The organism is Vibrio sonorensis (genome assembly GCF_001854765.1).
GTDB lineage: Bacteria > Pseudomonadota > Gammaproteobacteria > Enterobacterales > Vibrionaceae > Vibrio > Vibrio sonorensis.
In genome coordinates, this window is the sequence record NZ_LJJE01000103.1 from 11,808 (window position 1) to 36,491 (window position 24,684).

Sequence of the window (24,684 nt, forward strand, 5' to 3'; positions counted from 1 at the left end):
CAAAATTGCAGACATTGAATATTAGCAAATCTCGCTATCGCTTTACCAGAAAAGGAACGTAAATCAGCTTTTATCCGGTAGGAAATGCATAGGAATGAGACATTTCCCACTTCGGGTGTATCGATTAAACAATTGATTTAAGTTATTGGGTAAGGCTTCTGCTTCGATGGTTGTAAAACCATGCTGAGAGTAAAACGATTCCAAATGCTGGTAAGCGAAGCAATAGACATCGGTGTCCAGCACTTGATGTCGACAGTGCTTCATTAGTTCATGACCAACACCTTTACCTCTATGCTCAGGTACAACAAGCATTCCAGTTAGTAGCTGGTATTGCTCGATTGGCCTAAAGCGCACCACACCAATAAGAGTATTATTGTTATAGGCGACGATAGTTTTCTCATTACTCTTCGCCTTGCCTGAAGGGTAGTGGCTTTTATATAGCCTTGTAACCAGAGGCATTTTAATGGGATCTAATGTTTCAATTCGCAGTTCATGCATTGTTACATTACCAATGAACTCATGTAGAATACGCAGAGTTTAATTGACCTGATGATCCCGATGCAAACCTCATTAACACCTAACCTAAAGCCATTTCATACATTTGCGATAAGTCAGACGTGTTCAAACGTTGTAGAGATCCACTCGATAGAACAACTTATTGAAATATACCAGTCTCTTTTAGAAGCCAAGCAAGCGGTTTTGTTTTTGGGTAAAGGTAGCAATGTACTTTTTACCGATCACTTTGATGGTACAGTTTTACTCAATAGGTTAATGGGGATTGAAGTTGTAGAAGGTGAGGAGCACTGGCAGCTTCATATTAATGGTGGAGAAGATTGGCCAACCATAGTCGAGTGGTCAATCAAGCAAGGGTACGCAGGTCTAGAAAATTTAGCTTTGATTCCCGGCTGTAGTGGGTCGGCTCCTATCCAAAATATTGGTGCCTACGGTGTCGAGTTTCAAGACGTGTGTGAGTATGTTGACATTTTGTGCTTAGATAGTTGGAAAGTGAAGCGGTTATCAAAGCTGGAGTGCAAGTTCGGTTATCGTGATTCAATTTTTAAGCACGAGCTATACCAAAAAGCCATTGTCGTCGCGGTTGGACTGAAGTTAGCAAAATACTGGAAGCCCAATATTGCTTACGGCCCGCTTAAATCATTAGATGAGAGCGATGTTCCCGTTACTGCAAAAGAGATCTTCAACCGTGTATGCAGTATTCGGATGAGTAAGCTGCCAGATCCTAATAGGCAAGGCAATGCGGGTTCGTTTTTTAAAAACCCTATGGTCGAGCGCAATAAGTTTGAGGACCTTCAAGCCCAATATCCAGATATCGTTGGTTACTCCTCTGGGGACAAGGTCAAACTTGCCGCTGGTTGGTTGATTGACCAATGTGGATTAAAAGGCCATCAAGTCGGTGGTGCAATGGTCCACCCCCAGCAAGCACTGGTCATCGTCAACCAAGGTGAAGCGACCTCTAAAGATGTGATTGAGCTAGCTGCCTATGTGAAGCAAAAGGTTTGGGAAAAGTATCAAGTTGAGTTAGAACATGAGGTACGCTTTATTGGTTCAGATGGCGAAACCAACCTTACCCAAATATTGGAGTCTCGAAAATGAAAGATCACAGTGCAAAGTTATCGATTTTAAGAACACTTTCTCGAGGTGGATTTCATTCAGGAGAGGAGCTTGGTGATGCACTTGGCATGTCGAGAGCGGCGGTGAGTAAACACATTAAGGGCATACAGGCATGGGGCGTAGACGTCTTTCGCGTGCAAGGTAAGGGCTATCGACTTGCTCAGCCTCTTCAGATGCTGGATGAAGAGGCCTTAAAGCAGGGTGTGAGTAAACCAATATCACTAATTCCAATCATTGATTCTACTAATCAGTATTTGCTCGAACGCAGTGAAAGCTTAGAGTCGGGGGCAGTCTGCATTGCAGAATACCAAGCAAAAGGGCGTGGTCGCAGGGGAAGAGAGTGGGTCTCTCCTTTTGGGAGTAATCTCTATATGTCGATGTTCTGGCGATTGGATGCGGGTATGGCGGCAGCATGGGTTAAGCCTTGTCGTCGGTGTCGGTATCGTAGAAGCACTGGAGCAACAAGGTATCGATGGTGTTAAGCTGAAGTGGCCAAACGATTTGTACTATCAAGATAAAAAACTGGCGGGGATTTTGGTTGAAATGTCAGGTCAGGCTGGGGGAGCAGCGAATCTCGTTATTGGTATGGGGATGAATCTTGCGATGTCAGCGCAAACGGATGGCATTACTCAACCTTGGGTATCGTTGTCAGAAGTCGTTGACGGCGGAGATATCGACCGTAACCAACTTGCAATTAATATGATAAAGACACTTCATCAGGTATTGGATGATTACGAGCTAAGCGGGATGACGGGTTTTGTCGAGCGCTGGAATCGATTGGATAATTTCATTGGAAGAAAAGTGAAACTGATCATGGGAAGTCGAGAAATAACTGGCATTTCTCAAGGTATTAATGAACAAGGGGCAGTGATCCTTGAAACTGATAACGGATTAGAAACGTTTATCGGGGGAGAAATCTCACTAAGGAAAAGTGAGTAAATACTCACCCCCAATTTGTATCCTTCGGTTTAAAGGGGATGACTTGGGCGCCTATCTCCTCATCGAGTTCAACATCCCCATCTAATGCACATTGGAACTTGTTCATCTGAAGTGAGAGTTCTTTCATTAAAACAATGTTAGTGTGGTTGGGGTTTTTACAATGTCTTACCACCCGATCAATATGGCTTTGCTGAGCCCAAAGCCTATCCTGCATCTCGCTAGATGCGGACATAATCATTTCTTCACACATCTCTTTTTTGAACTGCGCGAATGCTTCAGGGTTATGTTCAGCCAACTCCATCATTTCATCAAATGAAGGAAGTGTCTGGTTTAATGAAGGGGCACCCATTGCGAACTCCTACTCTATGAAGTGATTAAATTATCAACAATCCTTTATAAGCATAATCAAGGATAGACCATAAAGTTGGAATCTGGTTATTGGTTCTCAATTTTGAGACGGTTGTTCGAAGGGGAGGATGGTTACTATTACAAATTGGGTGAACTTAAGTGTTTGATATCATAGGTGCAACGACGTTCACCTAGAATGATATGCTCCCTTCGCTTGATCTCGAACTCTTTGCCAAGCAGTGTTTGGAAGATACTAAGCTCAGATTTGCAAAGACTAGGGCAACGCTCTGCGGCTTTACATATAGGGCAATGGTTTTCAATCAGCCGATAGCCAGAGTCGGTTTTTTCAAGTTCGGCCATATAACCTTCTTGCTCGCGAAGCTTGACCAGTTCTTCTAGTTTATCTTCGATAGAGTTACACCGCGCTAAGGCTTTTTGGTAAAGGGATAAGGTTTGTTGTTCTCGCTCAGCCGTGACTTTTTCCACACCATCTTGCCCAAAAATGGCTTCAATGGCATCAATCACCTGGATAGTGAGCTCACCGTGCCGATCGGCAAATTGACCGTGCCCCTTCTTTGTCAGAGACCAATGTCGAGTAGGACGACCTACTTTGACTTTGACGTCTTCAAACGCAAGAACACCGTCATCTTCCATACCTTGCAGGTGCTGCCTTGCACCCATGGTCGTAATCTTTAGCTCTTCGGCTAACTGTTTTGCAGTCACCGCACCGTCGCGTTTTATGATCTGCAATATACGATCGATTGTTTTCATTATTTTCCTCTTCCAGCACGTTTATTATGAGTGAAGGGGTTAATAAAGGAAAGGATTTACTTATCGAATGGCGATGCCTGCGCTCCCCCCAAACTCGGTAAGGAGTCAGTATGATGTGGAGCATGTCACTTTTTTGATTTACAGGGGCGTTTTTTTTACACAGCCCCTTGGGATTTATGGCTTCATCCCACATATAAGAACAACAAAGACTTGAGACGCCCGCATTAGGGTATTTATCAATACTAAATGGAAATTCAGGAGAGACGACCAATGAACATTCGTCCATTACATGATCGAGTTATCGTTGAACGCCAAGAAGTTGAATCAAAATCCGCTGGTGGCATCGTACTAACTGGCTCAGCTGCAGAAAAATCAACACGCGGCGTGATTCTAGCAGTGGGTAAAGGCCGCATTCTAGAGAACGGTTCTGTACAGCCACTAGACGTAAAAGTGGGTGATACGGTGATCTTTGCTGAAGGTTACGGCACAAAGACAGAAAAGATTGACGGTAAAGAAGTACTGATCATGTCTGAAAACGACATTATGGCAATCGTTGAGTAATTCGTTCTGAACGACAACGAAATCAACTAAAGAATTTAGAAAGGAAAGAAAAGATGGCTGCTAAAGACGTTCTATTTGGAAATGATGCACGCGTAAAAATGTTAGAAGGTGTCAACGTTCTGGCTGACGCGGTAAAAGTAACACTAGGTCCTAAAGGGCGTAACGTGGTACTGGACAAGTCATTCGGCGCACCAACCATCACTAAAGATGGTGTTTCAGTTGCTCGTGAAATTGAACTTGAAGACAAGTTCCAAAACATGGGTGCTCAAATGGTTAAAGAAGTAGCGTCGCAAGCAAACGATGCTGCGGGTGACGGTACAACGACGGCAACAGTACTTGCTCAGGCTATCGTAAACGAAGGCCTTAAAGCGGTTGCAGCGGGTATGAACCCAATGGATCTTAAGCGAGGTATCGACAAAGCAGTAGCCGTTGCAGTAGAAGAGTTGAAAGGTCTATCTGTCCCATGTGCTGATACAAAAGCCATTGCGCAGGTAGGTACTATCTCAGCAAACTCAGATGAAAGCGTAGGTAACATCATTGCAGAAGCAATGGAAAAAGTAGGCCGTGATGGTGTAATTACGGTTGAAGAAGGTCAAGCGCTACATGACGAGCTAGACGTTGTAGAAGGTATGCAGTTTGATCGCGGTTACCTTTCACCTTACTTCATTAACAACCAAGAAGCGGGCTCTGTTGAGTTAGAAAACCCATTCATTCTTTTGATTGACAAGAAAGTATCGAACATTCGTGAGCTACTACCTACTCTAGAAGCAGCAGCAAAAGCGTCACGTCCACTACTTATTATTGCAGAAGACGTAGAAGGCGAAGCGTTGGCGACTCTAGTTGTGAACAACATGCGTGGTATCGTGAAAGTTGCTGCGGTTAAAGCGCCAGGCTTTGGTGACCGCCGTAAAGCTATGCTACAGGACATCGCTATTCTAACTGGTGGTACTGTCATCTCTGAAGAAGTCGGTCTAGAGCTAGAAAAAGTGACTCTAGAAGACTTAGGTCAAGCAAAGCGTGTTGCAATCACAAAAGAGAACACAACGATCATCGATGGTATTGGTGAAGAAGCAATGATCTCTGGCCGTGTTGCTCAGATCCGTCAGCAGATCGAAGAAGCAACTTCAGACTACGACAAAGAGAAGCTACAAGAGCGCGTTGCTAAACTGGCAGGCGGTGTTGCAGTAATCAAAGTCGGCGCAGCGACTGAAGTTGAAATGAAAGAGAAAAAAGACCGCGTTGAAGATGCACTTCACGCGACTCGCGCAGCGGTAGAAGAAGGCGTTGTTGCAGGCGGTGGCGTTGCACTAATCCGCGCAGCTTCTAAGATTGTAGAGCTAACAGGTGACAACGAAGAACAAAACGTGGGCATCCGTGTTGCACTACGTGCAATGGAAGCACCTATCCGTCAAATCACCACTAACGCAGGTGATGAAGACTCTGTTGTGGCGAATAACGTGAAAGCTGGCGAAGGTAGCTACGGCTACAATGCGGCAACAGGTGAGTACGGCGATATGCTAGAGATGGGTATCCTAGATCCAACTAAAGTAACGCGTAGTGCACTTCAGTTCGCAGCATCGGTAGCGGGTCTTATGATCACTACAGAAGCGATGGTGACAGATCTACCGCAAAAAGATGCACCAGCCATGCCTGATATGGGTGGCATGGGCGGTATGGGTGGTATGGGCGGTATGATGTAGTGCGACGAGAGTCGTGATGGTCACCAACATTACGAACCATGGCCGAAGTGAATACGGAATGTTAGTGAGTATTCGCTTTTACACCTTAAATAGTTATTAGTCGAAACCCGTTGGTTGGATTGTAGAGTCCGACCAACGGTATTTTCTAAGAGGAATATTTGCCTGATTGTGTCAAATGCGATCAGCTACAATTAGCACGTTCGCAGCTATTCAAAAGACATATCTAGGAGGGCCATATACACCAGAGCAGCGTTTTAGTCGGCGCAAACCTGACTTGAGTTTAGCTACTCTCGTTATGTTTAAGGCTGTCAAATTAATATGTTTACGAAAGCTTGAGATGTCCACTATGAATCCCACGAGTTTGGTTTTACAGAGAAATTAGTTGTGGTTGTCTCTTGCCTAATAATCTTTTTTTCACTCATCGCAATAGTAAGGCCATAACCTAAGCCGCACCTTGGGAATAGTTGAAATATGTAACTGAACCTGAGTTAAAACTGAAGTAGACGAAAGCCTTATTGTCTAAGCTTTTGAAAGAAAGCTCATATGTGGTACATCTGCTGCTTTTGATGACTCTTATGTGTAGTATCATGTTAAATAAGCTAGGCTTATTAATCTATACACCAGTCCTAAACTTAATTTGAATGGTTAATTTAAGATTAAAAGCAGTTTTGATATTTTAGTATTTTTCTAGATAAAAGCTTCTAGTTCAGTTAGGTCTTATTGAACCCACTATTCGCTTTTATCTGATTGGTTATTCAGGTTTTATAATGTTTACTATTCTTCTAACTTTTTATTTTCAATATGTTTAAAGTAATAATATGGTAACCCCAGTAATAATGGCCGGTGGGTCTGGTTCCAGACTTTGGCCGATGTCTCGCCAGATATTGCCCAAGCAGTTTCTAACTTTGTTTGGTGATAAAACAATGTTGCAGTCAACGGTTTTACGCACTGGCCAGCTGACGAACGTTGAGCCAATAGTTATTTGTGCCGAAGAGCATCGATTTACTGTTGCAGAACAGCTTCGTTCCGAAAGTTTGGAAAATGGTGGGATTATACTTGAACCGGAAGGAAAGAATACGGCTCCAGCTGTAGCTTTAGCTTCTTTCTATAAACTAAATGATTCCTGCTCGAAAGATGACGATCTGATTCTTGTTTTAGCCGCTGACCATTTGATTGAAGATGAAGATAGCTTTTGTCGCGCAGTGGAAAGTTCTATACCACATGCTTTGGAGGGTAATTTAGTTACCTTTGGAATCACTCCAAGTAAACCGGAAACTGGTTATGGATATATTAAGTCGGGTAAGCGTGTTTCCCAGAATGCTTTTCTCGTAGATAAGTTTGTGGAAAAGCCAAATAAAAAGACAGCCAAACATTATCTTGACGAAGGTAGCTATTATTGGAACAGTGGTATGTTTCTTTTTAAAGCAAGTGTCTACCTGGATGAACTCAAAAAGCATCGACCAGATATTTACTACCATTGTCAAAAGTCGATGCAACACTCGCAAGAAGACTTTGACTTTTTAAGAGTGTGTAAGAATAGTTTTTCAAAGTGTCCTTCTGATTCAATTGATTATGCTGTGATGGAACATACAGACAATGCTATTGTAGTTCCTATGGATTGTGGCTGGAATGATGTTGGTGGCTGGGAGCAGTTGTGGGAAATATCTGAAAAAGATATGAACGGCAATGTAGTCAGTAATAACGCAATAGTACACAACTGCCTAAACTCTTACATTCGTACTGATGGGAGACTAATTGCGGCACTTGGCCTTGATGATTGCGTTATCGTGGATACCCCAGATGCAACGTTGGTTGCAAAGCACTCAGATGTACAAAGCATTAAAGGTATTGTGGATATCTTAAAAGATGCGGATCGTGATGAGTGGCTAAAACATCGAACTGAATGTAGACCATGGGGGAAAGTTGATGTTATCGATGAAGGCGAGCTTTATAAGGTAAATCGAATTACCGTCAATGCAAAAGCAAAGCTGTCTACTCAACTTCATCATCATCGTGCGGAGCACTGGATTGTTGTCTCTGGAATTGCCAAAATAAAAATTGCGGATAAAGCTCAATTCTTAACTTCTAATCAGTCGACATATATTCCTGCTGGTGTCGTTCATTCATTAGAAAATCCGGGGAAAATACCTTTAAAAATTATTGAGGTTCAATCGGGAGTCTACATTGAAGAAGACGATATAGTTCGGTTAGGTAGTTCTCATGGGAAAAATTAATATAGATACTTTTACTAATGATGTAATCGCGAGTAGTGGGGTGCTGTTCGGAACTAGTGGCGCTCGCGGGCTTGTTGAACAGTTTACTGAAGACGCATGTGCGGCATTTACCGTGTCTTTTTTAAAAAAATTCAAAGGTATAGGGCGTCTTGCTATAGGTGTTGATAACCGACCTAGTAGTTGCAAAATGGCTGAAAGCTGTGCATCAGCCGCTTCAGGGCTTGGTTTTGAAATTGAATATTTTGGGGTACTACCGACGCCTGCATTAGCTCATTATTCGATGAGTGAGGCGATTCCTGCCATTATGGTTACCGGAAGCCATATACCTTTTGACCGCAATGGGCTTAAATTTTACAAACCTGACGGTGAGATTTCCAAAAACGATGAGTTGGAGATACTTTCAGTGCATGAGCCACTGGTTCGAATTGACGACTTTGAATTACCTACAACTTCCACTATTGCAATTGATAGATATATTGAACGCTATACTAAACCGTATGAATCATCCCTGTTAAAAGGGCTAAAAATAGGTATCTATGAACACTCAAGTTCTGGTAGAGACGTATATAGCCGTATATTTGAAGCACTGGGTGCAGAAACAGTTAGTTTAGGCCGCAGTGACCATTTCGTACCAATCGATACTGAGGCTGTATCTCCGAGTGATAACCTACAGGCTCAAAAATGGTTAAATCACTATAAATTAGACTATGTGTTCTCTACTGATGGGGATGGTGACCGGCCATTACTTTCAGACGAAACAGGTAAGTATTTGAGAGGAGATACTTTAGGGTTGCTGGCATCGATGGCTTTGGATATCGAGGCGGTAGTCGTGCCAGTAAATAGCAACACATCGATTGATCATATCGCAAGTTTTTCAACGGTAGAAAAAACCAAAATTGGTTCTCCTTATGTCATTGAAGGGATCAATACTCTAAAGCCTGTTTTTAATTCAGTTGGAGGTTTTGAAGCCAATGGTGGTTATTTGCTAGGAAGTGATTTAAACATCAATGGTTCAGTAATATCTGGGTTGCCTACTAGGGACGCTATTCTTCCCGTGATTGCTGTGCTAGCAAACTTAAATGGAAGAAGCATCATTGATTTGGTTGAAAGTTTACCTGATAGATTTACGTCGAGTGACCGCTTACAAAATTACCCTACCAGTGAAGGCTTATCTCTGTTAGAGAAGGTTCGAAAATCACCAGAAATCGCTTTAAAAGCACTACCAAACTCTATTAATGGGATTTGTGTTAATGGTGTAGACGTTACAGATGGAGTGCGATTAATACTGAATAATGATGAAATTATTCACTTACGTACATCGGGCAATGCTCCAGAGCTAAGGTGTTATGCCGAATCAAACACCCAAGAAGGTGCTGATAGTCTAGTTTTAAGTGTTTTAAATGCTATAAAAAATAACAAAATCTAGAACATACCTTGACCTTTCCCCCAAATTTAGGTGTCACAATGAAGTTGCTAGTGACACCTATTTTTCTGTAACTTAATAATAGGCTCTAGCGACTCGGCCCTCGGATGATACAAGATATCCATCAGCATAGGCTGGTATAAATACCGATTGGCCCTTTGAGATAGTTAACTGCTCACCATTTTTATGGCTAATCAAAACGTCACTATCTATGGCGAGTAAAATATCGGCACTCGTTGAATCTATATGTAAGCTTTGAGCACCATTTATCACTGAAAACTTAAAGTCTTTAATCGGTACGAAGTAACTTTGTACATTGTTGTGGACTTCAGGGGTGATGAGTAGGCTATCAAATAGCTTGGGTTCAAATCGAGTACACTTAACTAACTCCTTAACATCCATATACTTTGGTGTTAAGCCCGCTCTTAATACGTTGTCTGAATTGGCCATTATCTCAAGGCCTGTCCCTTTTATATAAGCGTGAGGTGTTTGCGCGTCTAGGTACATGGCTTCGCCGGGGTTTAGAGTGAGTACGTTGAGCATTAATGGACAGAATAGGCCAATGTCACCTGGATACTGTTCCGCTAACTCTAAGATTAATCGCCATATTTCCTCGTCTGTATTCCGACTGGCAAAATCTAATAACTCATCAACCGCTGTCTTTCGGACTTGTTGTTCAAGAGAGAGTAGAGCAGAAAAGAACTGCTCTAATCCGGCGCTGTCAGGTGATGCTTGAAATTGAGTGACAAGAGGCGCTAGGGCTCTGCTGTTCAACTTTTTAAATAGGGTGATGATTTCTTCAAAATTGCGAAACCCATTCATCGCCTGATAAGAAGTGAGAGCATAAACTAATTCAGGTTTGTGGTTTGGATCTTTGTAATTTCGATCGAACGCCTTTAACTCAATCCCGGCTTTCTCTTCTCGTGCAAAACCTTCTTCCGCTTGAGTTTTACTTGGATGAACCTGTATGGAAAGTGCTTTTTCCGCCGCCAGAATTTTGAAAAGATACGGTAGTTCACCAAACGCGTGATAAGCGTTGGCTAAAACTTTTTGCGGATCATAGGCAATAAAATCACTTAGCAACAGTGACTCACCGGCGACTTCAACGTGGGAACAACCGTTCGGGTGAGCCCCCATCCACACTTCTGCTTGAGGTTGTTGGTTATCGTTAGCAAATCCAAATAGCTGAGAAACAGACGTGCGACTTCCCCACGCATAGTCTTGAATGACGTTGTGCATAGGAAGTAAACAGGTCTTATTATATTGTTCTGACATTGTGAAATTACCAGCAAAAGCGAACTAAATGAAAACATACAAGGAGCCCAAAGCTCCTTGTATTATTAGGGTTGGTCGACTTTATTTTACCAGAGCGACCAACTTAGGGGGAATGTTAGGCAGCGGCTTGTATAGCTTTTGCCTGACGGATCTTCTTAAGTGTGACGCAGACCAAGGCGGTGACGACTGCACCTGCCGCCATGCAGAACAGAGCAAGAAGCGGTTTGTTCATCGCACCTAGCAGAGCAACTACAGGACCACCATGTGCGACACTGTTTGTGATACCGAATGAGAAAGCCATTACCGCTGCCACCATAGAGCCTAGGACGTTGGCAGGGATTACCGACATTGGGTCTTGGGCGGCAAAAGGAATTGCACCTTCTGAAATGCCTACTAAGCCCATTGCACCGGAAGCTTTACCCGCTTCGATTTCTGAGCCCTCAAACAGATCCAGTTTGCGGCCCAATACAGTAGCTAATGCCATACCCAAAGGAGCGACTGGGATAGCACAAGCCATTGCACCCATGAACTGAGTTTGTCCGCTGGCGATCATGCCGACTGAAAATAGGAAAGCCACTTTGTTAAATGGGCCACCCATATCAAAGCCAGCCATACCACCAAGAACAATACCCAGAAGAATGACGTTACCAGTGCTCATTGCAGTCAACATTGCATTTAAGCTGTCCATCAGGCTGGCAATAGGCGCGCCGATGACAAAGATAAACAAGCTAGAAATGAACAGGGAGCCGGTAATTGGTGCAATCATAATAGGCACCAAAGGTTGAATAAATTTATGGAAGTTGATGCTGGTTAGCCAGCGAATAAAGTAACCGACTAATAGGCCAGCGACGATAGCACCAATAAATCCAGTTCCCGCTTCTGCACCGTAGAAAGAGCCATTGTTGGCAATCCAGCCTCCGATTAAGCCGGGAGCGAGGGCAGGGCGATCACCAATAGCATAGGCAATATAACCTGCTAAAATAGGGATCATAAGGGTGAAGGCTACCACACCAACATTGAGCACTTGATTCCACATGCTCCCATCGGGAATGGCCATACCAGCTCCGCTGGGTTCGCCGCCAATGGCGAGTGCAAGTGCGATTAGCAAACCGCCAGTCACAACGAATGGGATCATATGAGAAACCCCATTCATCAAATAGCGGTATAAATCGGAACGCGCTTGAGACGCTTTACTGGTGGATGATGGGCTAGGTGTGCCACTGCTGTCAGCGACAAACTTTGGAGCCACCAACGCTTGCTCAATAAGCGATTTTGCGTCCTTTATGGGGGCTTTTACCCCAGTTTCGATTAGACGCTTTCCAGCGAAGCTAGCCATATCAACTTGCTTGTCACAGGCCACGATGATGGCATCGGCATTGGCAATCTCATCCGCCGTGGGGCTGTTTTTGACGCCGATAGAGCCATTGGTCTCGACTTTCACTTGGTAACCGAGCTCGCATGCTCCTTTCTCAAGGGCTTCAGCCGCTAAGTAAGTGTGGGCGACACCAGCAGGGCAACCCGTTACTCCGATGATAAGCCCCTTGTTCTGCTCAGGATTGATATCACTTGTTTCTTTTTTTAGTAGCAGTAGCTCTAAAGCTTCTTCTGACGTTTCGCAAGCGAGGAAAGCATCAATAAACCCCTCTTCAATAAGCTTTGAAGAAAGCTCGGCCAATACTTCAATATGATGGTCGTCGCCACCAGCGGGAGAAGCGATCATAAAGAACAGCTTAGAGTCCAGTCCGTCTTCTGCACCGTACTCAATGCCAGAACGACTAATACCGATAGCCACAGCAGGTTCCACGACAGCCGAACTCTTAGCATGTGGAAGAGCGACGCCGCCCTCAAATCCCGTATTACCAAGGGACTCACGCGTTTTGATGTCAGTTAAAAACTGCTGAGCATCATTTACTTTGCCTTGCTTTGCGAGAAGTTGAGTCAGTTCAGCAAAGACTTCTTCTTTGCTGGTTGCTTTAAGGTCTAGCTGAATCAGACCTTTATTAATAATGGATGTGATCATAGTTTGCACCCCTGCAGTTATGATTTTTGTTTTTAAGCTTGGGTATATTTTGAACACACTTGTGAAGTGCTGATAGAGCAGAGAAGAGACATTTACTGGATTATTGTAACCTCTGATTTTATTCGTGATCTTGATCTTGCTTATAACTAATGTGCAAAACGTCACAATGTTATCTATAAGTTTATTAAAAACAAATGCTTACAGTGATAATTGGAACTGTTTTTGTGTTGTTATTAGGAGGGTGATAAGCTTTTAGTTGGACTGGTGTAACCGATTGTTTGGGGGTGTTACCACATTGAATTCTCTAAAACCACATACGACGTTTGAAAACATGCTGGATGTGTTATTGACTGAAAGAGAACATTTTCAGCGCATCTGGTTTGGGGGTGATCAACATACACCGCCGGCATTTAGTTATCAGGTTAACTTCCCCAGATTGGAACTGGTTGTCGCCGGAACTTATGTTAATGAGATTGAAGACGGAGAACACGGTGTTGCTCGCGTAAGCATTCATGCTGGGGATGCCCTTTATGTTCCCCCCAATTGTTGGAATAAGCCGGATTGGAATGAGTCCTGTTCGGTACTGAGTTTACTGTTTGGTCGAAGACAGCTGGGCTTTAGCTTAGTGAGCAAAGAAAAAGGCGCACAGGGTTTTTTTGATGTGCGCAAACACAGTGTACAGACTCGAACCGGTCATGCTATCGATCATATACTGGAGTCCCTAAATGCATTAGCTCGAGAACCGAATAAAAAACCCATGGATGAGCACTTGCTAGCAGCGTTGTTGAGTTACAGTAAGCAACTGCTAAGCCAGCCAGAATACGACAGTAAAAAGCGAAGTGAAGATCTCTACCAAGGTATTTGTATCTATATACAAGAGAACTTTCATCGCCCTATATCGCGTACCAGTATCGCTCAACGTTTTAATATTTCACCCAACCATCTATCACGGATGTTTCGTCAGCAAGGGCATATGACAATGGCCGATTACATTACTTGGGTGCGAATGGACAGAGCTAAGTTTATGCTAAAACGCTATGACTTCCGCTTGACCGAAGTAGCAAATCGATGTGGCTATCAAGATGTGAATTACTTTTTTCGCGTGTTTAAGTCAAGAACCGGAATGACACCGTCAGACTATCGAGGTCAACATTCAGGCTGATAACAGCGGAAGATATGACTAATGATGATTTTTAGAGTAAATGGGTCAAAGTTATCAGCAAGTAAACGTTGATTGCTGGCAGACAGTAACCAGCGCGTCAAACGGGTAACTGGCAAAAGTATATCCCTTTGTTTTGTATTGGGTATTAGGATGACGAGTACGGTGTTTACATCGGGTTTATCCAGTGTCCACGTTGTCCCTTTTTCCAAGTGCATGAAGGCAATGGTCACCGTTTTTACGGTTTCGTGCATGATATGAGGGAGCGCCAACCCTTCGCCAAGGTAAGTGGAACTCAGATTTTCCCGTTTTTCTAGTGCGCACAATAGTTGGTGCTGGTTTTTGGGGCTTATGCTCTTTGCGGCAAGAGCTAAAACATCGATTTTACTTAGCAAGGACTGGCTCTCTAGATAGTGCCAATTGACCGCTATTGGGGCATTGAGGTGTTCTTGCTGACTGAGAGTGTACTCTGCCAGTTTTTTGCTGTTGTGAGTAGTTGAAATCAAGAGAAAATGCTGGGATATATACTCGGTAATAACCATACAGGCTAACTCGGCGTCTAACCCCTCAATCGCCAACTGACATAAGTCATTTTGACAATTTTGCACGCTCATAATGGCGAGAGTTTTCTCTAAGTTAGCATTTTTCCCTCTGGTGATATTATTCCATATGACCACAGAGCGAAACATTTCACATAGTTTTTTAAGCTCGTTGAGCTGCCAACTGGGCACACCTTGCTGGCGTAGAGTGAAGGTGACACGTCCGCTAATCATGCGTTCAAGCAGCGTTGAATCACCGAGGAAACATTAGTAAGTGTCTCTTCTATCGTCGCAAATAGGCGTTTGCAGTGTACAAATCTCTCACTTTGTTCAATATCAATATCGGAAACAATTAAAACCAAATCACAACCGGCAATGTCTGAAGCGCTGAGGGCATTTTCAATTCCCATTGCTCCTTGTGTTTCAATCTTGATATTGATGCCCTGTCTTTGGGCCTCTTTGCGCAGTGCATCTGCGGCCATGTAAGTGTGAGCAATACCGGTAGGGCAAGCAGTGACAGCAATTATTTTCATAGCATCGGAAAGAAGAGTTGTAGATAGCGAGATTGTAATCAAACTATGCGCCGATGGGAGCATCGACGCATAAATTTGTGCAGGCACGCAGACTTTAGTGATAAGTGGATAAGCCGCGGCTAAACAGAAGGATGCTACAAAATAATGTCGCGCACTTCTGGATCTTTGCGCTCGAGGTAGTGAGTCGATTGAATACGACGAATCGTGCGGCAGCGACCACGGATGAGAAGCGTCTCAGTCGTCGCGATATTGCCTTGGCGGTGGATACCTTCCAGTAAATCACCTTTGGTAATACCCGTTGCAGAGAAAACCACATTGTCACTACGAGCCATGTCTTCCATTTTAAGGACGACGTTGGCTTTTACACCCATCTCTTTACAGCGCTCTAGTTCAGCGTTGCCAAAAATTCGGTTCTCTTCGGTGTCACCTTTGACTTCATGACGAGGAAGCAAGCGGCCGTGCATATCACCATCTAGTGCACGAATCACTGCAGCGGATACAACGCCCTCTGGAGCGCCTCCTACGCAGTACATCACGTCAACTTCGCTGTCCGGCATGCACGTTAGAATCGAAGCGGCCACATCACCATCCGGCACGGCAAATACGCGAACGCCCATAGCTTGCATTTGAGCAATAACTTCATCGTGTCTAGGTTTTGCAAGAGTGATCACGACTAAGGTATCAAGCGTTTTGTTCAGCGCAGCGGCGATGTTTTTAAGGTTTTCTTCAAGAGGCTTGTGCAGGTCAATACAGCCTTTTGCACCTGGACCGACAACCAGTTTTTCCATGTACATGTCAGGGGCTTTAAGAAAACTTCCCTTTTCGCCAGCGGCTAGAACAGCAAGGGCATTGGATTGACCCATAGCCGTCATACGCGTGCCTTCGATTGGGTCGACGGCGATATCGACTTCGTCACCGCCAATACCTACATTTTCACCAATATACAGCATAGGTGCATCATCGATTTCGCCTTCGCCAATAACAATTTCACCGCTGATATCGGTCTTGTTGAGTAGGCTGCGCATCACTTCTACCGCTGCGCCGTCGGCAGCGTTTTTATCGCCACGTCCTAACCATTTGTAGCCTGCTAGTGCAGCACCTTCAGTAACTCGAGAAAATGCCATTGCTAAGTCGCGTTTCATGATGACTCCGGTAATTTGGGGTTGAAGGGAAAACGCGGCGATTTTAGCATATCGCAAAGGAAACGTTTGCTTTTTTGCTTGTTTAAGATCAACAGTGGTGTTGTTAAAGGGACAAGACGCGGTAAAGTAAAGAGAGTGTCAAGATAAGTCGCTTTTTTAAGCAAATGACGCAAAATAGACAATATAGAGCGTGAGTCTATGCGATAGCCTTTGTAGAATGGTGTCCATAGCTAGAAATCAACCAAAGGTAGGCTAAGAGATGTCTTTTGAAGTATTAGAACAACTAGAAGCGAAAATTCAGACTGCAGTAGATACAATTGCTTTGCTGCAAATGGAAGTGGAAGAACTAAAAGAAGAAAAAGAGAAGTTAGCGAGCGAAGCGAATGAACTACGCGCTAATCGCGAAGAGCTTGAGCAAAAAGCTCAGCAGATGCAACAAGAGCATGCCGCTTGGCAAGATCGCATTCGCAATCTACTGGGTAAAATGGACGAAGTGGAGTAGTTCTTTATTCCCAGCGAAACAGACGAGAAAGCCAACCTTAGGGTTGGCTTTCTCTTTTGCACAAAGAAGTTTTCTGGCTTAGGCCGTAGGACGAACTCCCAAAGTATGGCAAAGCGCGTAAGTCATTTCTGCACGGTTTAAAGTGTAGAAGTGGAAGTCTTTAACCCCTTCACGGCTTAAGACACGTACCATATCAATCGCTTGGCTAGCACCAACTAACTGGCGAGTTGTCGGGTCATCGTCAAGGCCTTCAAACTGCTTGGCCATCCAACCTGGAACTTTCACGTTGTTCATTGCGGAAAAGCGAGAAGCTTGCTTGAAGTTTGATACAGGCAGAATGCCCGGAACAATTTCTACATCGATACCGGCTGCCACACAACGGTCACGAAATCGCAAGTAGCATTCCACGTCAAAGAAGAACTGAGTAATGGCGCGATTTGCACCTGCATCCACTTTGCGTTTTAGGTTAATAAGGTCTGCTTGCGCACTTTTCGCTTCAGGGTGCACTTCAGGGAACGCGGCAACAGAGATATCGAAATCGTGGCGAGATTTTAGTAATTCAACAAGATCAGACGCGTACATGTCAGGTTTACCACCACCCGGTGGAATATCACCGCGCAATGCGACAATACTCTCAATACCGTTGTTCCAGTAGTCATCGGCAATCTGAATAAGCTCATCGCGGCTCGCATCGATACAAGTTAGGTGAGGAGCAGCAACAAGGCCGGTTTGGTCCTTAATTTCTTTGATGATGGAATGAGTGCGATCGCGTTCGCCAGAGTTTGCACCGTATGTCACTGATACAAATTTAGGTTGAAGAGTCTTCAGGCGATGAACAGAGTTCCAAAGGGTCTCTTCCATCTTTTCACTGCTTGGTGGAAAAAACTCAAAAGAAACATTGATGTTATCCGACAGCTCAGCAATGTTCTGATTTAGTGCGTCGATATGACCAGCGTGTGTATATCCCATCTTACTCTCCATATGATCCGTAGAGGATCGATCAACTTCCAAATGTGCAATTGACGTATAGACGTCTATATGTCCAAAGAATGTAATGAATACGATTTAAAGTCAATAATCTGATTATGAATTTTTTTCAACTTAACAATGAGAATAACTCAAGGAGAGGAACAAAGAAGAGAAAAGGCGGTTTGTATTACCGCCTTTAATAGAGATAATTAGCCCGCTAACTAGATTAAGCTCGAAAGAAGGTTTAAGTCTGACTGAATAGCCCCAGCAGTAACCTCACGGCCAGCCCCAGGTCCGCGAATGACGAGTGGGTTGTCTTTATACCATTTACTTTCAATGGCGAAGATGTTGTCACAAGGTAGGAGGTTGGCTAAAGCGTGTTCTTTAGAAAGAGCTTCAATGCCTACGGTTGCCGTACCATCTTTTCCAAGTCTTGCGACGTAGCGCAGAACTTTCTCTTCGCGTTGCGCTTTTTCTAAACGTTCTGCCAGTAACTCGCTTAGTAGGTGCGCTTTATCAAGGAAGTCATCAAGGCTGATTGAGGTCAGTGACTCTGGCACCAAACTTTCAACTTTGACATTTTCAGGCTCAATTTCTAAGCCAGATTCGCGAGCTAGGATGACCAGCTTACGCATAACATCTGATCCATCGAGGTCACATCTTGGATCCGGTTCGGTTAAGCCTTGCTGCCACGCTAAATCGACCAGCTCTGCAAAGGGGACACTGCCGTCAAATTGCTGGAATAACCAAGAGAGAGTACCCGAGAAAATACCAGAAAGGGCAATAATGTCATCGCCACTTTCGCGAAGGTCTCTAACGGTATGGTTTATCGGAAGCCCAGCGCCGACAGTGGCATTGTATAACCAATGGCGGTTGATCTTGGCAAAGGCATCTTTTACTTGATGATAGTATTCGCCAGCCGCAGAACCCGCGACCTTGTTAGCTGAGATCAGGTGCATCCCTTGATGAGCGATATCAAGATACTTCTCCGCCAGCTCTTTACTAGCCGTGACATCCAAAACAACTAGGTCGTCGTAGCCTTGAATCGCGCCGAGTTTAGGGATCCATTCGCCCTCTTGGTAAGGGGTCGCCTCATCATCAAAACGCGCTTCTACTTGGGCGGCATCTAATCCATGTTCATCAAACAGGTAGGTTTGACTGTCCACAACGGCAACTAGCTCAAAGTTCATCCCTCGACGTTTTTCCAGCTCTACTTTTTGTTCGGCAAAAAGCTCAAGCCACATGGTGCCGATGTTCCCTTTACCACACAACGCAATGGCGACACGCTTTTGCGCTTGGAACAGCTGACTGTGTATAGATTTAACCAAAGGCTTGGTATCAGCCTTACGAGTGATGGCTACCAAGCTTAGGCCTGACGTTGCTTCGCAGATAAACTCCACCGGGGAAGACTTCAACTGCTGATAAAATCCGTAGCAGTGGTTGGCATTTTTAGTAACACCCGCCCCCACCGCTGCTAGCAAGGAGTAACCTTCCTTGAGCTTGATTTCCGCTTCAATGGCTGCATCTTGCAGGTAGCTCAATGCACCGTTGGCGATCTCTTCAGTGTAGGCGAGTAGTAAGCACGCTTGGTCGGGTTGAGAGTCAAACGCCAATGGTTCTAATTGAGCGCGTTTTAATCCAGATAACACATCGTGTTGGATACGCTCGAAATCATGGCCGGCGTTAAATCTCAGTTGGATAATTAACACTTCATCAAGAGAAGATATAATTTTGGCCCCACGGCCAGAAGCCAAGACACGTTCAATTCTGGTCGATCCAGATTCTGGCTCGTAACTACAGCGCAAATGCAGATCCATGGCACTTTGCGCGACAGGTTGAAGGGTTCGACTATGCAGTACAGGAGCCGCCAGTCTTGCAAGCTCATTCGCTTCATCAAGACGAAGCAGCGGAAGCAAACAGGCATCAGACACGAGTCTTGGGTCGGCACTATAGACACCAGCCACATCACTCCAAATGGTCACCTTGCTAACATCGGCCAAAGCACCAATAACAGTGGCAGAGTAGTCAGAACCATTTCGGCCCAAAAGAACCGTCTCACCAGCGTCGTTTTGCGCCATAAAACCAGTCACAACTACTCGGTGGTGAGCGTGTTGAGCTAGGGTTTCTTTAACAAGAGGGTAAGACACTCCTCTATCAACTTCAGGCTGTGTACCGCGTTCCGCTCGCAAAAAAGCTCTGGAATCCTGAGCAACTGCAGGTAAATCGTTTTGGGACAAAAGAGCAGCGAGAAGGCGAGAAGACCACACTTCACCATGTCCAAGTACAGTGGCATACTGCGCTTCGCTCAATGGAGCTGAGAGCTCACCTAGCGTACTAATTTCATCATTGAGATAAGTAAGTAAAGACGTTTGAGCTTCTCCTTCGAGAAGAGATTCAATTAGCTGAGATTGAAACTGACGCAAAGATTGAAGTGTCTCATGGGCGAGTCGACCATCTTTATTGAGCTCCTCAGTAAAAGCGATCAAATTATTGGTCGTTTTACCCGCGGCAGAAACCACAATAAGGTCTTCACTGTTTGAATACTCTTTTAGAATGGAGACAACACGTTGGTAACACTCTGGGTCCGCTAAGCTGCTACCACCAAATTTGTGCAGTTGTTTTGCCGTAGTCATGACTAGCCATTCTCCTTGGCGCTTTGAAATGCCTGTTGTAAATCTTCAATTAAGTCATCAGCATCTTCTAAGCCGACGGATAAGCGAAGTAACTGCTGAGAGACACCAGCTTCTTCTAATGCTGCTTCACCCATTGCACGGTGAGTCATAGATGCCGGATGACATATTAAGCTCTCTACACCACCCAGCGATTCGGCGAGAGAGAAGAGATCTAGTACGCTAGCAAAATGCTTGAGTTGCTCAAAGCTGCCAGCAAACTCGAAACTCAGCATAGAGCCAAATCCGGTTTGTTGTTTTTTAGCAATGTCGTGGCCTGGGTGCTCAGGCAGGCTAGGGTGATAAATCTTACCGACCAGTTCCTCTTGTTGAAGGAAGCCGAGGATCTTATTGGCACTCTCTTCGTGAACGCGCATACGAGCACCAAGAGTACGTATCCCGCGCAGAGTCATATAGCTGTCGAAAGGCGTACCCGTCGCGCCAATACAGTTGCCCCACCAGCCTAGCTCTTCAGCGTGTTCTTCGGTTTTGGTGATGACCACACCACCAATAACATCCGAATGGCCATTAATGTACTTAGTTGTCGAATGAATAACGAAATCCGCACCAAGTTCTAGAGGTTTCTGAAAAACAGGTGTCAAAAAGGTGTTATCAACAGCGACTAAAGCCCCAACTTGCTTTGCCAATCGACACACTTTTTCAATATCGACGACACGCACTAGAGGGTTAGAAGGGGTTTCCAGCAGAATGAGTTTTGGTTTTTTTGCTAACGCTTGAGCAAGGGCTTGATCGTCGGATTGGTCAACGAAATCAACCTTGAAGTCACCTTTTTGGGAGCGAGTATTAAACAGCCGGTAAGTACCGCCATAACAGTCATGGGGCGCTACAATTAAATCGTCTGGGCCAAGAAAAGCAGAGACCCAAAGGTTGAGAGCAGAGGTGCCGCAGTTAGTTACTACCGCCCCTTTACCTGATTCGAGTTCAAATAGAGCTTTCTCTAACAAGCCGCGGTTTGGGTTACCGGAACGAGTGTAGTCGTAGTTGGGCACTTCACCAAAGGCAGGGAATCCATAGTTAGTAGAGAGATAAATAGGAGGAACAACAGCGTGGTGTTGTGTGTCGGATTCAATACCAGTTCTTACAGCTATAGTAGCCGGCTTGCGAGTGCTCATAACAAATTCCTTTCGCACGTAGTGACTCATTATGCGGGGTGGTCTATAACTAGATAGCTATATGTTATTCCCTTCTTGTTAACACACTTTACTTCTCATTTTTGAAGACGTCAACACTTCTAGACGTCTATATGTCTTTGCTTATAGACTTAAATCCCGCTAAAATCGGTGGTTGTTACTTTTACAGACAAATATAATGAAGGTGTGCAATGGCAGATTGGAACGGCGAATATATAAGCCCTTACGCCGAACATGGAAAGAAAAGCGAGCAGGTAAAGAAAATTACCGTATCTATTCCACTGAAAGTACTTAAAGTACTTACAGACGAGCGTACCCGCCGCCAAATTAATAACTTGCGCCACGCGACAAACAGCGAACTTCTATGTGAAGCATTTCTTCACGCTTACACTGGACAACCTCTTCCTACCGACGAGGATTTGCGTAAGGATCGCCCCGATGATTTACCCGCAGAAGTGAAAAAGATCATGACGGAAATGGGTATAGAGTTTGAATCGTTTGATGAATAAATAAAGAGCAAACAAAAAAAGTTGGCACGAGCCAACCTTTTACTCAAATAGCTGACATTTCTCTATTTCATTTTTCTTGTCCACGGATACTAGATAAAGCTAGCACCCGTTATCAATAGCATTCCTCATTAATGCACTCTCGCCCACGGCCTAAAAATAGTATCTATCAGATGTGTTTTTCAAATTGCTATTTTCAGAGTCTATCTAAGTTGCAACTCTTGTAATCAGTACCTTTTACCCACCCACCATGGATGATGAGTACGCGATTAAGAGTTAGGCATCATAAATTCGTTGTATAAAAATTCGCTTCATTTTCAACCTTAATTTTTTTTGCTGCTACAACTTAAAGAACTGTCGATTTAGGCCTATTCCAACAAGGAAGAAAACGAATGAAACAGAAAACAGAAAACGAGAGTAAGCAATGCCCGGTGATGTTCAGTGTTAGCCATGTTGCGAATGACTCAAATCCGGTCTGGTGGCCAAAATTACTCAATCTCGACATACTTCATCTCCACGATACCAAAACAACCCCGATGAGTACCGATTTTAACTACCGGTACGAAGTTCAGAAACTCGAAGTAGATGCACTAAAAAAAGATCTCGCAACGCTTATGACGAATAGCCAAGAATGGTGGCCAGCAGACTGGGGACACTATGGCGGATTGATGATCCGTATGGCATGGCACTCTGCTGGTACCTACCGCATCGGTGATGGTCGAGGAGGGGCAAATACTGGAAATCAACGCTTTGCTCCTCTTAATTCTTGGCCTGATAACGCCAACCTCGATAAAGCACGTCGTCTGTTGTGGCCGATCAAAAAGAAATATGGTAACTGCATCAGCTGGGCGGACTTAATGATTTTAGCGGGTAACGTCGCCTATGAAACTATGGGATTGAAAACAGTTGGATTTTCGTTTGGCCGCGAAGATATCTGGCAGTCAGAAAAAGATATTTATTGGGGAAGTGAGCAGCAATGGTTGGCCCCAAGTGGTGGAGACCAGAGTCGCTATAGTGGTGGTAGAGATCTGGAAAATCCATTAGCAGCGGTCATGATGGGGTTGATCTATGTAAACCCGGAAGGTGTTGACGGCACTCCAGACCCACTAAAAACGGCTCAAGATATGCGGACAACGTTTAGCCGCATGGGGATGAATGATGAGGAAACGGTGGCTTTGACTGCGGGTGGACATACGGTAGGAAAAGCGCATGGCAATGGAAATCCTTCCCATCAGGGTCGAGAGCCTGAAGGGGCTGATCTCATTGAACAAGGCCTGGTTGGCAAAACCATCAGTCACGAGGCGTTGGGCGAGACACAGTGACCAGTGGCCTTGAGGGAGCGTGGACAACCAATCCCGTGCAGTGGGACGGCGATTTCTTCCGCTTACTTTTTGCCTATGACTGGGAGTTAAAAAGAAGTCCTGCTGGTGCGTGGCAGTGGCAGCCCATCAGTGTCGATGAAGTTGACAAACCCGTCGACGTAGAAGAGGCGTCACTAAAGGGAGAATTAATAATGACGGATGCGGATATGGCTCTAAAAATAGATCCCCATTATCGCAAAATATCCGAACGCTTTTTAAACGACCCCGATTACTTTGCTCACACCTTTGCTCACGCTTGGTTCAAGTTGACTCACCGCGATCTAGGCCCCAAAACTCGTTACATTGGCCTGATGTTCCTGAGGAGTCGATGATTTGGCAAGACCCGATATCAACGAGAAAGACTGAATATGATATTGGTAAGGTTAAGCAGAAAATTGCGCAGAGTGAGCTGACTATTAGCGAAATGGTATCTACGGCTTGGGACAGTGCTCGTACGTTCAGGCAATCGGATAAGAGAGGGGGGGCAAATGGCGCCCGTATTCGCCTAGAGCCCCAAAGAAGCTGGATGGGTAATGAGCCGAAAAGGCTTGATAAGGTTCTTACTGTTCTTGAAGGCATCGCATTGGAATCAGGCGCGAGTGTTGCTGATGTGATTGTGTTGGCGGGGAATCTTGGGGTCGAAATGGCCGCTAAAGCCGTAAATGTAGACATTGAGGTGCCTTTCTTTCCCGGTCGTGGGGATGCGACTCAAGCGGAGACTGATGAGAGCTCGTTTGCGGTATTAGAGCCACTTGCGGATGGGTTTAGAAATTGGCAAAAGCAAGAATATGCTGTATCACCTGAAGAGCTATTACTCGATCGCGCCCAGCTATTAGGCTTGACTGCGCCAGAAATGACAGTGCTAATCGGTGGCATGAGAGCACTTGGTACTAATTATGACGCTACTGATCATGGAGTATTTACCGATGACGTTGGTACCTTAAGCAATGATTTTTTTGTTGTGCTCACTGACATGAAGTATCAGTGGCAGCCAGTAGGCAGTAATTTATACAATATCGTGGTTCGCTCTAGTGGTGAAGTTAAATGGACAGCGACAAGAGTCGATCTTGTTTTTGGTTCTAATTCCATTTTAAGGGCGTACGCTGAAGTTTATGCGCAGGATGATAATCAAGTAAAATTTGTCGAAGACTTTGTTGCTGTGTGGGGAAAAATAATGAATGCGGATCGCTTCGATCTAGAATGATATTGGATTGATGAGCCCCTTAAAAGTAAAGCGCGTTAAGGGGCTACAG

General features: G+C 44.6%; 19 protein-coding genes and 2 pseudogenes. 10 read left to right on the forward strand and 11 right to left on the reverse strand.

Annotated features, from left to right (window positions below):
* Positions 1-63: 63 nt before the first annotated feature.
* Positions 64-498 carry a GNAT family N-acetyltransferase gene (locus BLO31_RS18890; protein ID WP_070970474.1) on the reverse strand — a complete coding sequence of 145 codons (435 nt, stop codon included), beginning with the start codon at positions 496-498 and terminating at the stop codon, positions 64-66.
* Between the two features lie 60 nt (positions 499-558).
* Between BLO31_RS18890 and murB the strand changes: the two genes are divergently transcribed.
* A complete protein-coding gene (murB, locus tag BLO31_RS18895) occupies positions 559-1,611 on the forward strand; it encodes a UDP-N-acetylmuramate dehydrogenase (RefSeq protein WP_175443257.1) in 1,053 nt (350 codons plus the stop codon).
* A pseudogene (gene birA, locus BLO31_RS18900) lies at positions 1,608-2,568 on the forward strand (bifunctional biotin--[acetyl-CoA-carboxylase] ligase/biotin operon repressor BirA). Before murB ends, birA begins: the two are co-directional and overlap by 4 nt.
* A 4-nt stretch (positions 2,569-2,572) precedes the next feature.
* Here birA and BLO31_RS18905 read toward each other — a convergent pair.
* Together BLO31_RS18905 and BLO31_RS18910 are read right to left on the reverse strand one after the other, a co-directional pair.
* On the reverse strand, positions 2,573-2,917 hold the full coding sequence (locus BLO31_RS18905) for a DUF3135 domain-containing protein (RefSeq protein WP_070970481.1): 345 nt from the start codon (positions 2,915-2,917) through the stop codon (positions 2,573-2,575).
* A 137-nt stretch (positions 2,918-3,054) separates the two neighbouring features.
* On the reverse strand, positions 3,055-3,687 hold the full coding sequence (locus BLO31_RS18910; protein WP_070970484.1) for a helix-turn-helix transcriptional regulator: 633 nt from the start codon (positions 3,685-3,687) through the stop codon (positions 3,055-3,057).
* Positions 3,688-3,957: 270 nt separating this feature from the next.
* On the opposite strand from BLO31_RS18910, the gene BLO31_RS18915 reads away from it, so the two are divergent.
* The 4 genes from BLO31_RS18915 to BLO31_RS18930 all read left to right on the forward strand — a co-directional run bounded on the left by BLO31_RS18915 (position 3,958) and on the right by BLO31_RS18930 (position 9,608).
* Positions 3,958-4,248 (forward strand): co-chaperone GroES, encoded by a 291-nt coding sequence (locus tag BLO31_RS18915; RefSeq protein ID WP_032551221.1) that lies wholly within the window; start codon positions 3,958-3,960, stop codon positions 4,246-4,248.
* Positions 4,249-4,301: 53 nt separating this feature from the next.
* Complete coding sequence (gene groL, locus BLO31_RS18920) at positions 4,302-5,948, forward strand: chaperonin GroEL (RefSeq protein WP_070970487.1); 1,647 nt, start codon at positions 4,302-4,304, stop codon at positions 5,946-5,948.
* 818 nt (positions 5,949-6,766) lie between these two features.
* Complete coding sequence (locus BLO31_RS18925) at positions 6,767-8,182, forward strand: mannose-1-phosphate guanylyltransferase/mannose-6-phosphate isomerase (protein WP_070970490.1); 1,416 nt, start codon at positions 6,767-6,769, stop codon at positions 8,180-8,182.
* Complete coding sequence (locus BLO31_RS18930) at positions 8,169-9,608, forward strand: phosphomannomutase (protein ID WP_070970493.1); 1,440 nt, start codon at positions 8,169-8,171, stop codon at positions 9,606-9,608. Before BLO31_RS18925 ends, BLO31_RS18930 begins: the two co-directional genes overlap by 14 nt.
* Before the next feature lie 72 nt (positions 9,609-9,680).
* On the opposite strand, the gene manA is transcribed toward BLO31_RS18930, so the two are convergent.
* Positions 9,681-10,880 (reverse strand): mannose-6-phosphate isomerase, class I, encoded by a 1,200-nt coding sequence (manA, locus tag BLO31_RS18935; RefSeq protein WP_070970495.1) that lies wholly within the window; start codon positions 10,878-10,880, stop codon positions 9,681-9,683.
* A 115-nt stretch (positions 10,881-10,995) separates the two neighbouring features.
* On the reverse strand, positions 10,996-12,900 hold the full coding sequence (locus BLO31_RS18940; RefSeq protein WP_070970497.1) for a fructose-specific PTS transporter subunit EIIC: 1,905 nt from the start codon (positions 12,898-12,900) through the stop codon (positions 10,996-10,998).
* A gap of 331 nt (positions 12,901-13,231) precedes the next feature.
* On the opposite strand from BLO31_RS18940, the gene BLO31_RS18945 reads away from it, so the two are divergent.
* A complete protein-coding gene (locus tag BLO31_RS18945; protein WP_070970640.1) occupies positions 13,232-14,062 on the forward strand; it encodes a helix-turn-helix transcriptional regulator in 831 nt (276 codons plus the stop codon).
* On the opposite strand, the gene BLO31_RS18950 is transcribed toward BLO31_RS18945, so the two are convergent.
* The 3 genes from BLO31_RS18950 to glpX all read right to left on the reverse strand — a co-directional run bounded on the left by BLO31_RS18950 (position 14,047) and on the right by glpX (position 16,273).
* The gene (locus tag BLO31_RS18950; protein WP_070970499.1) at positions 14,047-14,832 is read right to left on the reverse strand and encodes a PTS sugar transporter subunit IIA; all 786 of its coding nucleotides are present in this window, start codon (positions 14,830-14,832) and stop codon (positions 14,047-14,049) included. The genes BLO31_RS18945 and BLO31_RS18950 overlap by 16 nt on opposite strands.
* Positions 14,829-15,131, reverse strand: a complete 303-nt coding sequence (locus tag BLO31_RS18955; protein WP_070970643.1) for a PTS fructose transporter subunit IIB — start codon at positions 15,129-15,131, stop codon at positions 14,829-14,831. Before BLO31_RS18955 ends, BLO31_RS18950 begins: the two co-directional genes overlap by 4 nt.
* Before the next feature lie 134 nt (positions 15,132-15,265).
* Complete coding sequence (gene glpX / locus BLO31_RS18960) at positions 15,266-16,273, reverse strand: class II fructose-bisphosphatase (protein WP_070970502.1); 1,008 nt, start codon at positions 16,271-16,273, stop codon at positions 15,266-15,268.
* 259 nt (positions 16,274-16,532) lie between these two features.
* Here glpX and zapB point away from each other — a divergent pair, with 259 nt between their 5' ends.
* On the forward strand, positions 16,533-16,775 hold the full coding sequence (zapB, locus tag BLO31_RS18965; protein WP_070970504.1) for a cell division protein ZapB: 243 nt from the start codon (positions 16,533-16,535) through the stop codon (positions 16,773-16,775).
* Positions 16,776-16,853: 78 nt separating this feature from the next.
* On the opposite strand, the gene metF is transcribed toward zapB, so the two are convergent.
* The 3 genes from metF to BLO31_RS18980 form a co-directional block, all read right to left on the reverse strand.
* Positions 16,854-17,744 (reverse strand): methylenetetrahydrofolate reductase, encoded by an 891-nt coding sequence (metF, locus tag BLO31_RS18970; RefSeq protein ID WP_070970507.1) that lies wholly within the window; start codon positions 17,742-17,744, stop codon positions 16,854-16,856.
* Between the two features lie 221 nt (positions 17,745-17,965).
* On the reverse strand, positions 17,966-20,377 hold the full coding sequence (locus BLO31_RS18975; RefSeq protein ID WP_070970510.1) for a bifunctional aspartate kinase/homoserine dehydrogenase II: 2,412 nt from the start codon (positions 20,375-20,377) through the stop codon (positions 17,966-17,968).
* Positions 20,378-20,379: 2 nt separating this feature from the next.
* Positions 20,380-21,546, reverse strand: coding sequence for an O-succinylhomoserine (thiol)-lyase (locus BLO31_RS18980; RefSeq protein WP_070970512.1), 1,167 nt, complete (start codon positions 21,544-21,546; stop codon positions 20,380-20,382).
* A 209-nt stretch (positions 21,547-21,755) separates the two neighbouring features.
* On the opposite strand from BLO31_RS18980, the gene metJ reads away from it, so the two are divergent.
* Together metJ and katG are read left to right on the forward strand one after the other, a co-directional pair.
* On the forward strand, positions 21,756-22,073 hold the full coding sequence (gene metJ / locus BLO31_RS18985) for a met regulon transcriptional regulator MetJ (RefSeq protein WP_070970515.1): 318 nt from the start codon (positions 21,756-21,758) through the stop codon (positions 22,071-22,073).
* Positions 22,074-22,462: 389 nt separating this feature from the next.
* Positions 22,463-24,635: pseudogene (katG, locus tag BLO31_RS18990) on the forward strand (catalase/peroxidase HPI).
* The last annotated feature ends 49 nt before the right edge of the window (positions 24,636-24,684 follow it).

Coding starts and splice junctions, on each gene's coding strand:
- BLO31_RS18890 (WP_070970474.1), bottom strand. CDS start 498: ATGCATGAACTGCGAATTGAAACATTAGATCCCATTAAAATGCCTCTG.
- murB (WP_175443257.1), top strand. CDS start 559: ATGCAAACCTCATTAACACCTAACCTAAAGCCATTTCATACATTTGCG.
- BLO31_RS18905 (WP_070970481.1), bottom strand. CDS start 2,917: ATGGGTGCCCCTTCATTAAACCAGACACTTCCTTCATTTGATGAAATG.
- BLO31_RS18910 (WP_070970484.1), bottom strand. CDS start 3,687: ATGAAAACAATCGATCGTATATTGCAGATCATAAAACGCGACGGTGCG.
- BLO31_RS18915 (WP_032551221.1), top strand. CDS start 3,958: ATGAACATTCGTCCATTACATGATCGAGTTATCGTTGAACGCCAAGAA.
- groL (WP_070970487.1), top strand. CDS start 4,302: ATGGCTGCTAAAGACGTTCTATTTGGAAATGATGCACGCGTAAAAATG.
- BLO31_RS18925 (WP_070970490.1), top strand. CDS start 6,767: ATGGTAACCCCAGTAATAATGGCCGGTGGGTCTGGTTCCAGACTTTGG.
- BLO31_RS18930 (WP_070970493.1), top strand. CDS start 8,169: ATGGGAAAAATTAATATAGATACTTTTACTAATGATGTAATCGCGAGT.
- manA (WP_070970495.1), bottom strand. CDS start 10,880: ATGTCAGAACAATATAATAAGACCTGTTTACTTCCTATGCACAACGTC.
- BLO31_RS18940 (WP_070970497.1), bottom strand. CDS start 12,900: ATGATCACATCCATTATTAATAAAGGTCTGATTCAGCTAGACCTTAAA.
- BLO31_RS18945 (WP_070970640.1), top strand. CDS start 13,232: ATGCTGGATGTGTTATTGACTGAAAGAGAACATTTTCAGCGCATCTGG.
- BLO31_RS18950 (WP_070970499.1), bottom strand. CDS start 14,832: ATGATTAGCGGACGTGTCACCTTCACTCTACGCCAGCAAGGTGTGCCC.
- BLO31_RS18955 (WP_070970643.1), bottom strand. CDS start 15,131: ATGAAAATAATTGCTGTCACTGCTTGCCCTACCGGTATTGCTCACACT.
- glpX (WP_070970502.1), bottom strand. CDS start 16,273: ATGAAACGCGACTTAGCAATGGCATTTTCTCGAGTTACTGAAGGTGCT.
- zapB (WP_070970504.1), top strand. CDS start 16,533: ATGTCTTTTGAAGTATTAGAACAACTAGAAGCGAAAATTCAGACTGCA.
- metF (WP_070970507.1), bottom strand. CDS start 17,744: ATGGGATATACACACGCTGGTCATATCGACGCACTAAATCAGAACATT.
- BLO31_RS18975 (WP_070970510.1), bottom strand. CDS start 20,377: ATGACTACGGCAAAACAACTGCACAAATTTGGTGGTAGCAGCTTAGCG.
- BLO31_RS18980 (WP_070970512.1), bottom strand. CDS start 21,546: ATGAGCACTCGCAAGCCGGCTACTATAGCTGTAAGAACTGGTATTGAA.
- metJ (WP_070970515.1), top strand. CDS start 21,756: ATGGCAGATTGGAACGGCGAATATATAAGCCCTTACGCCGAACATGGA.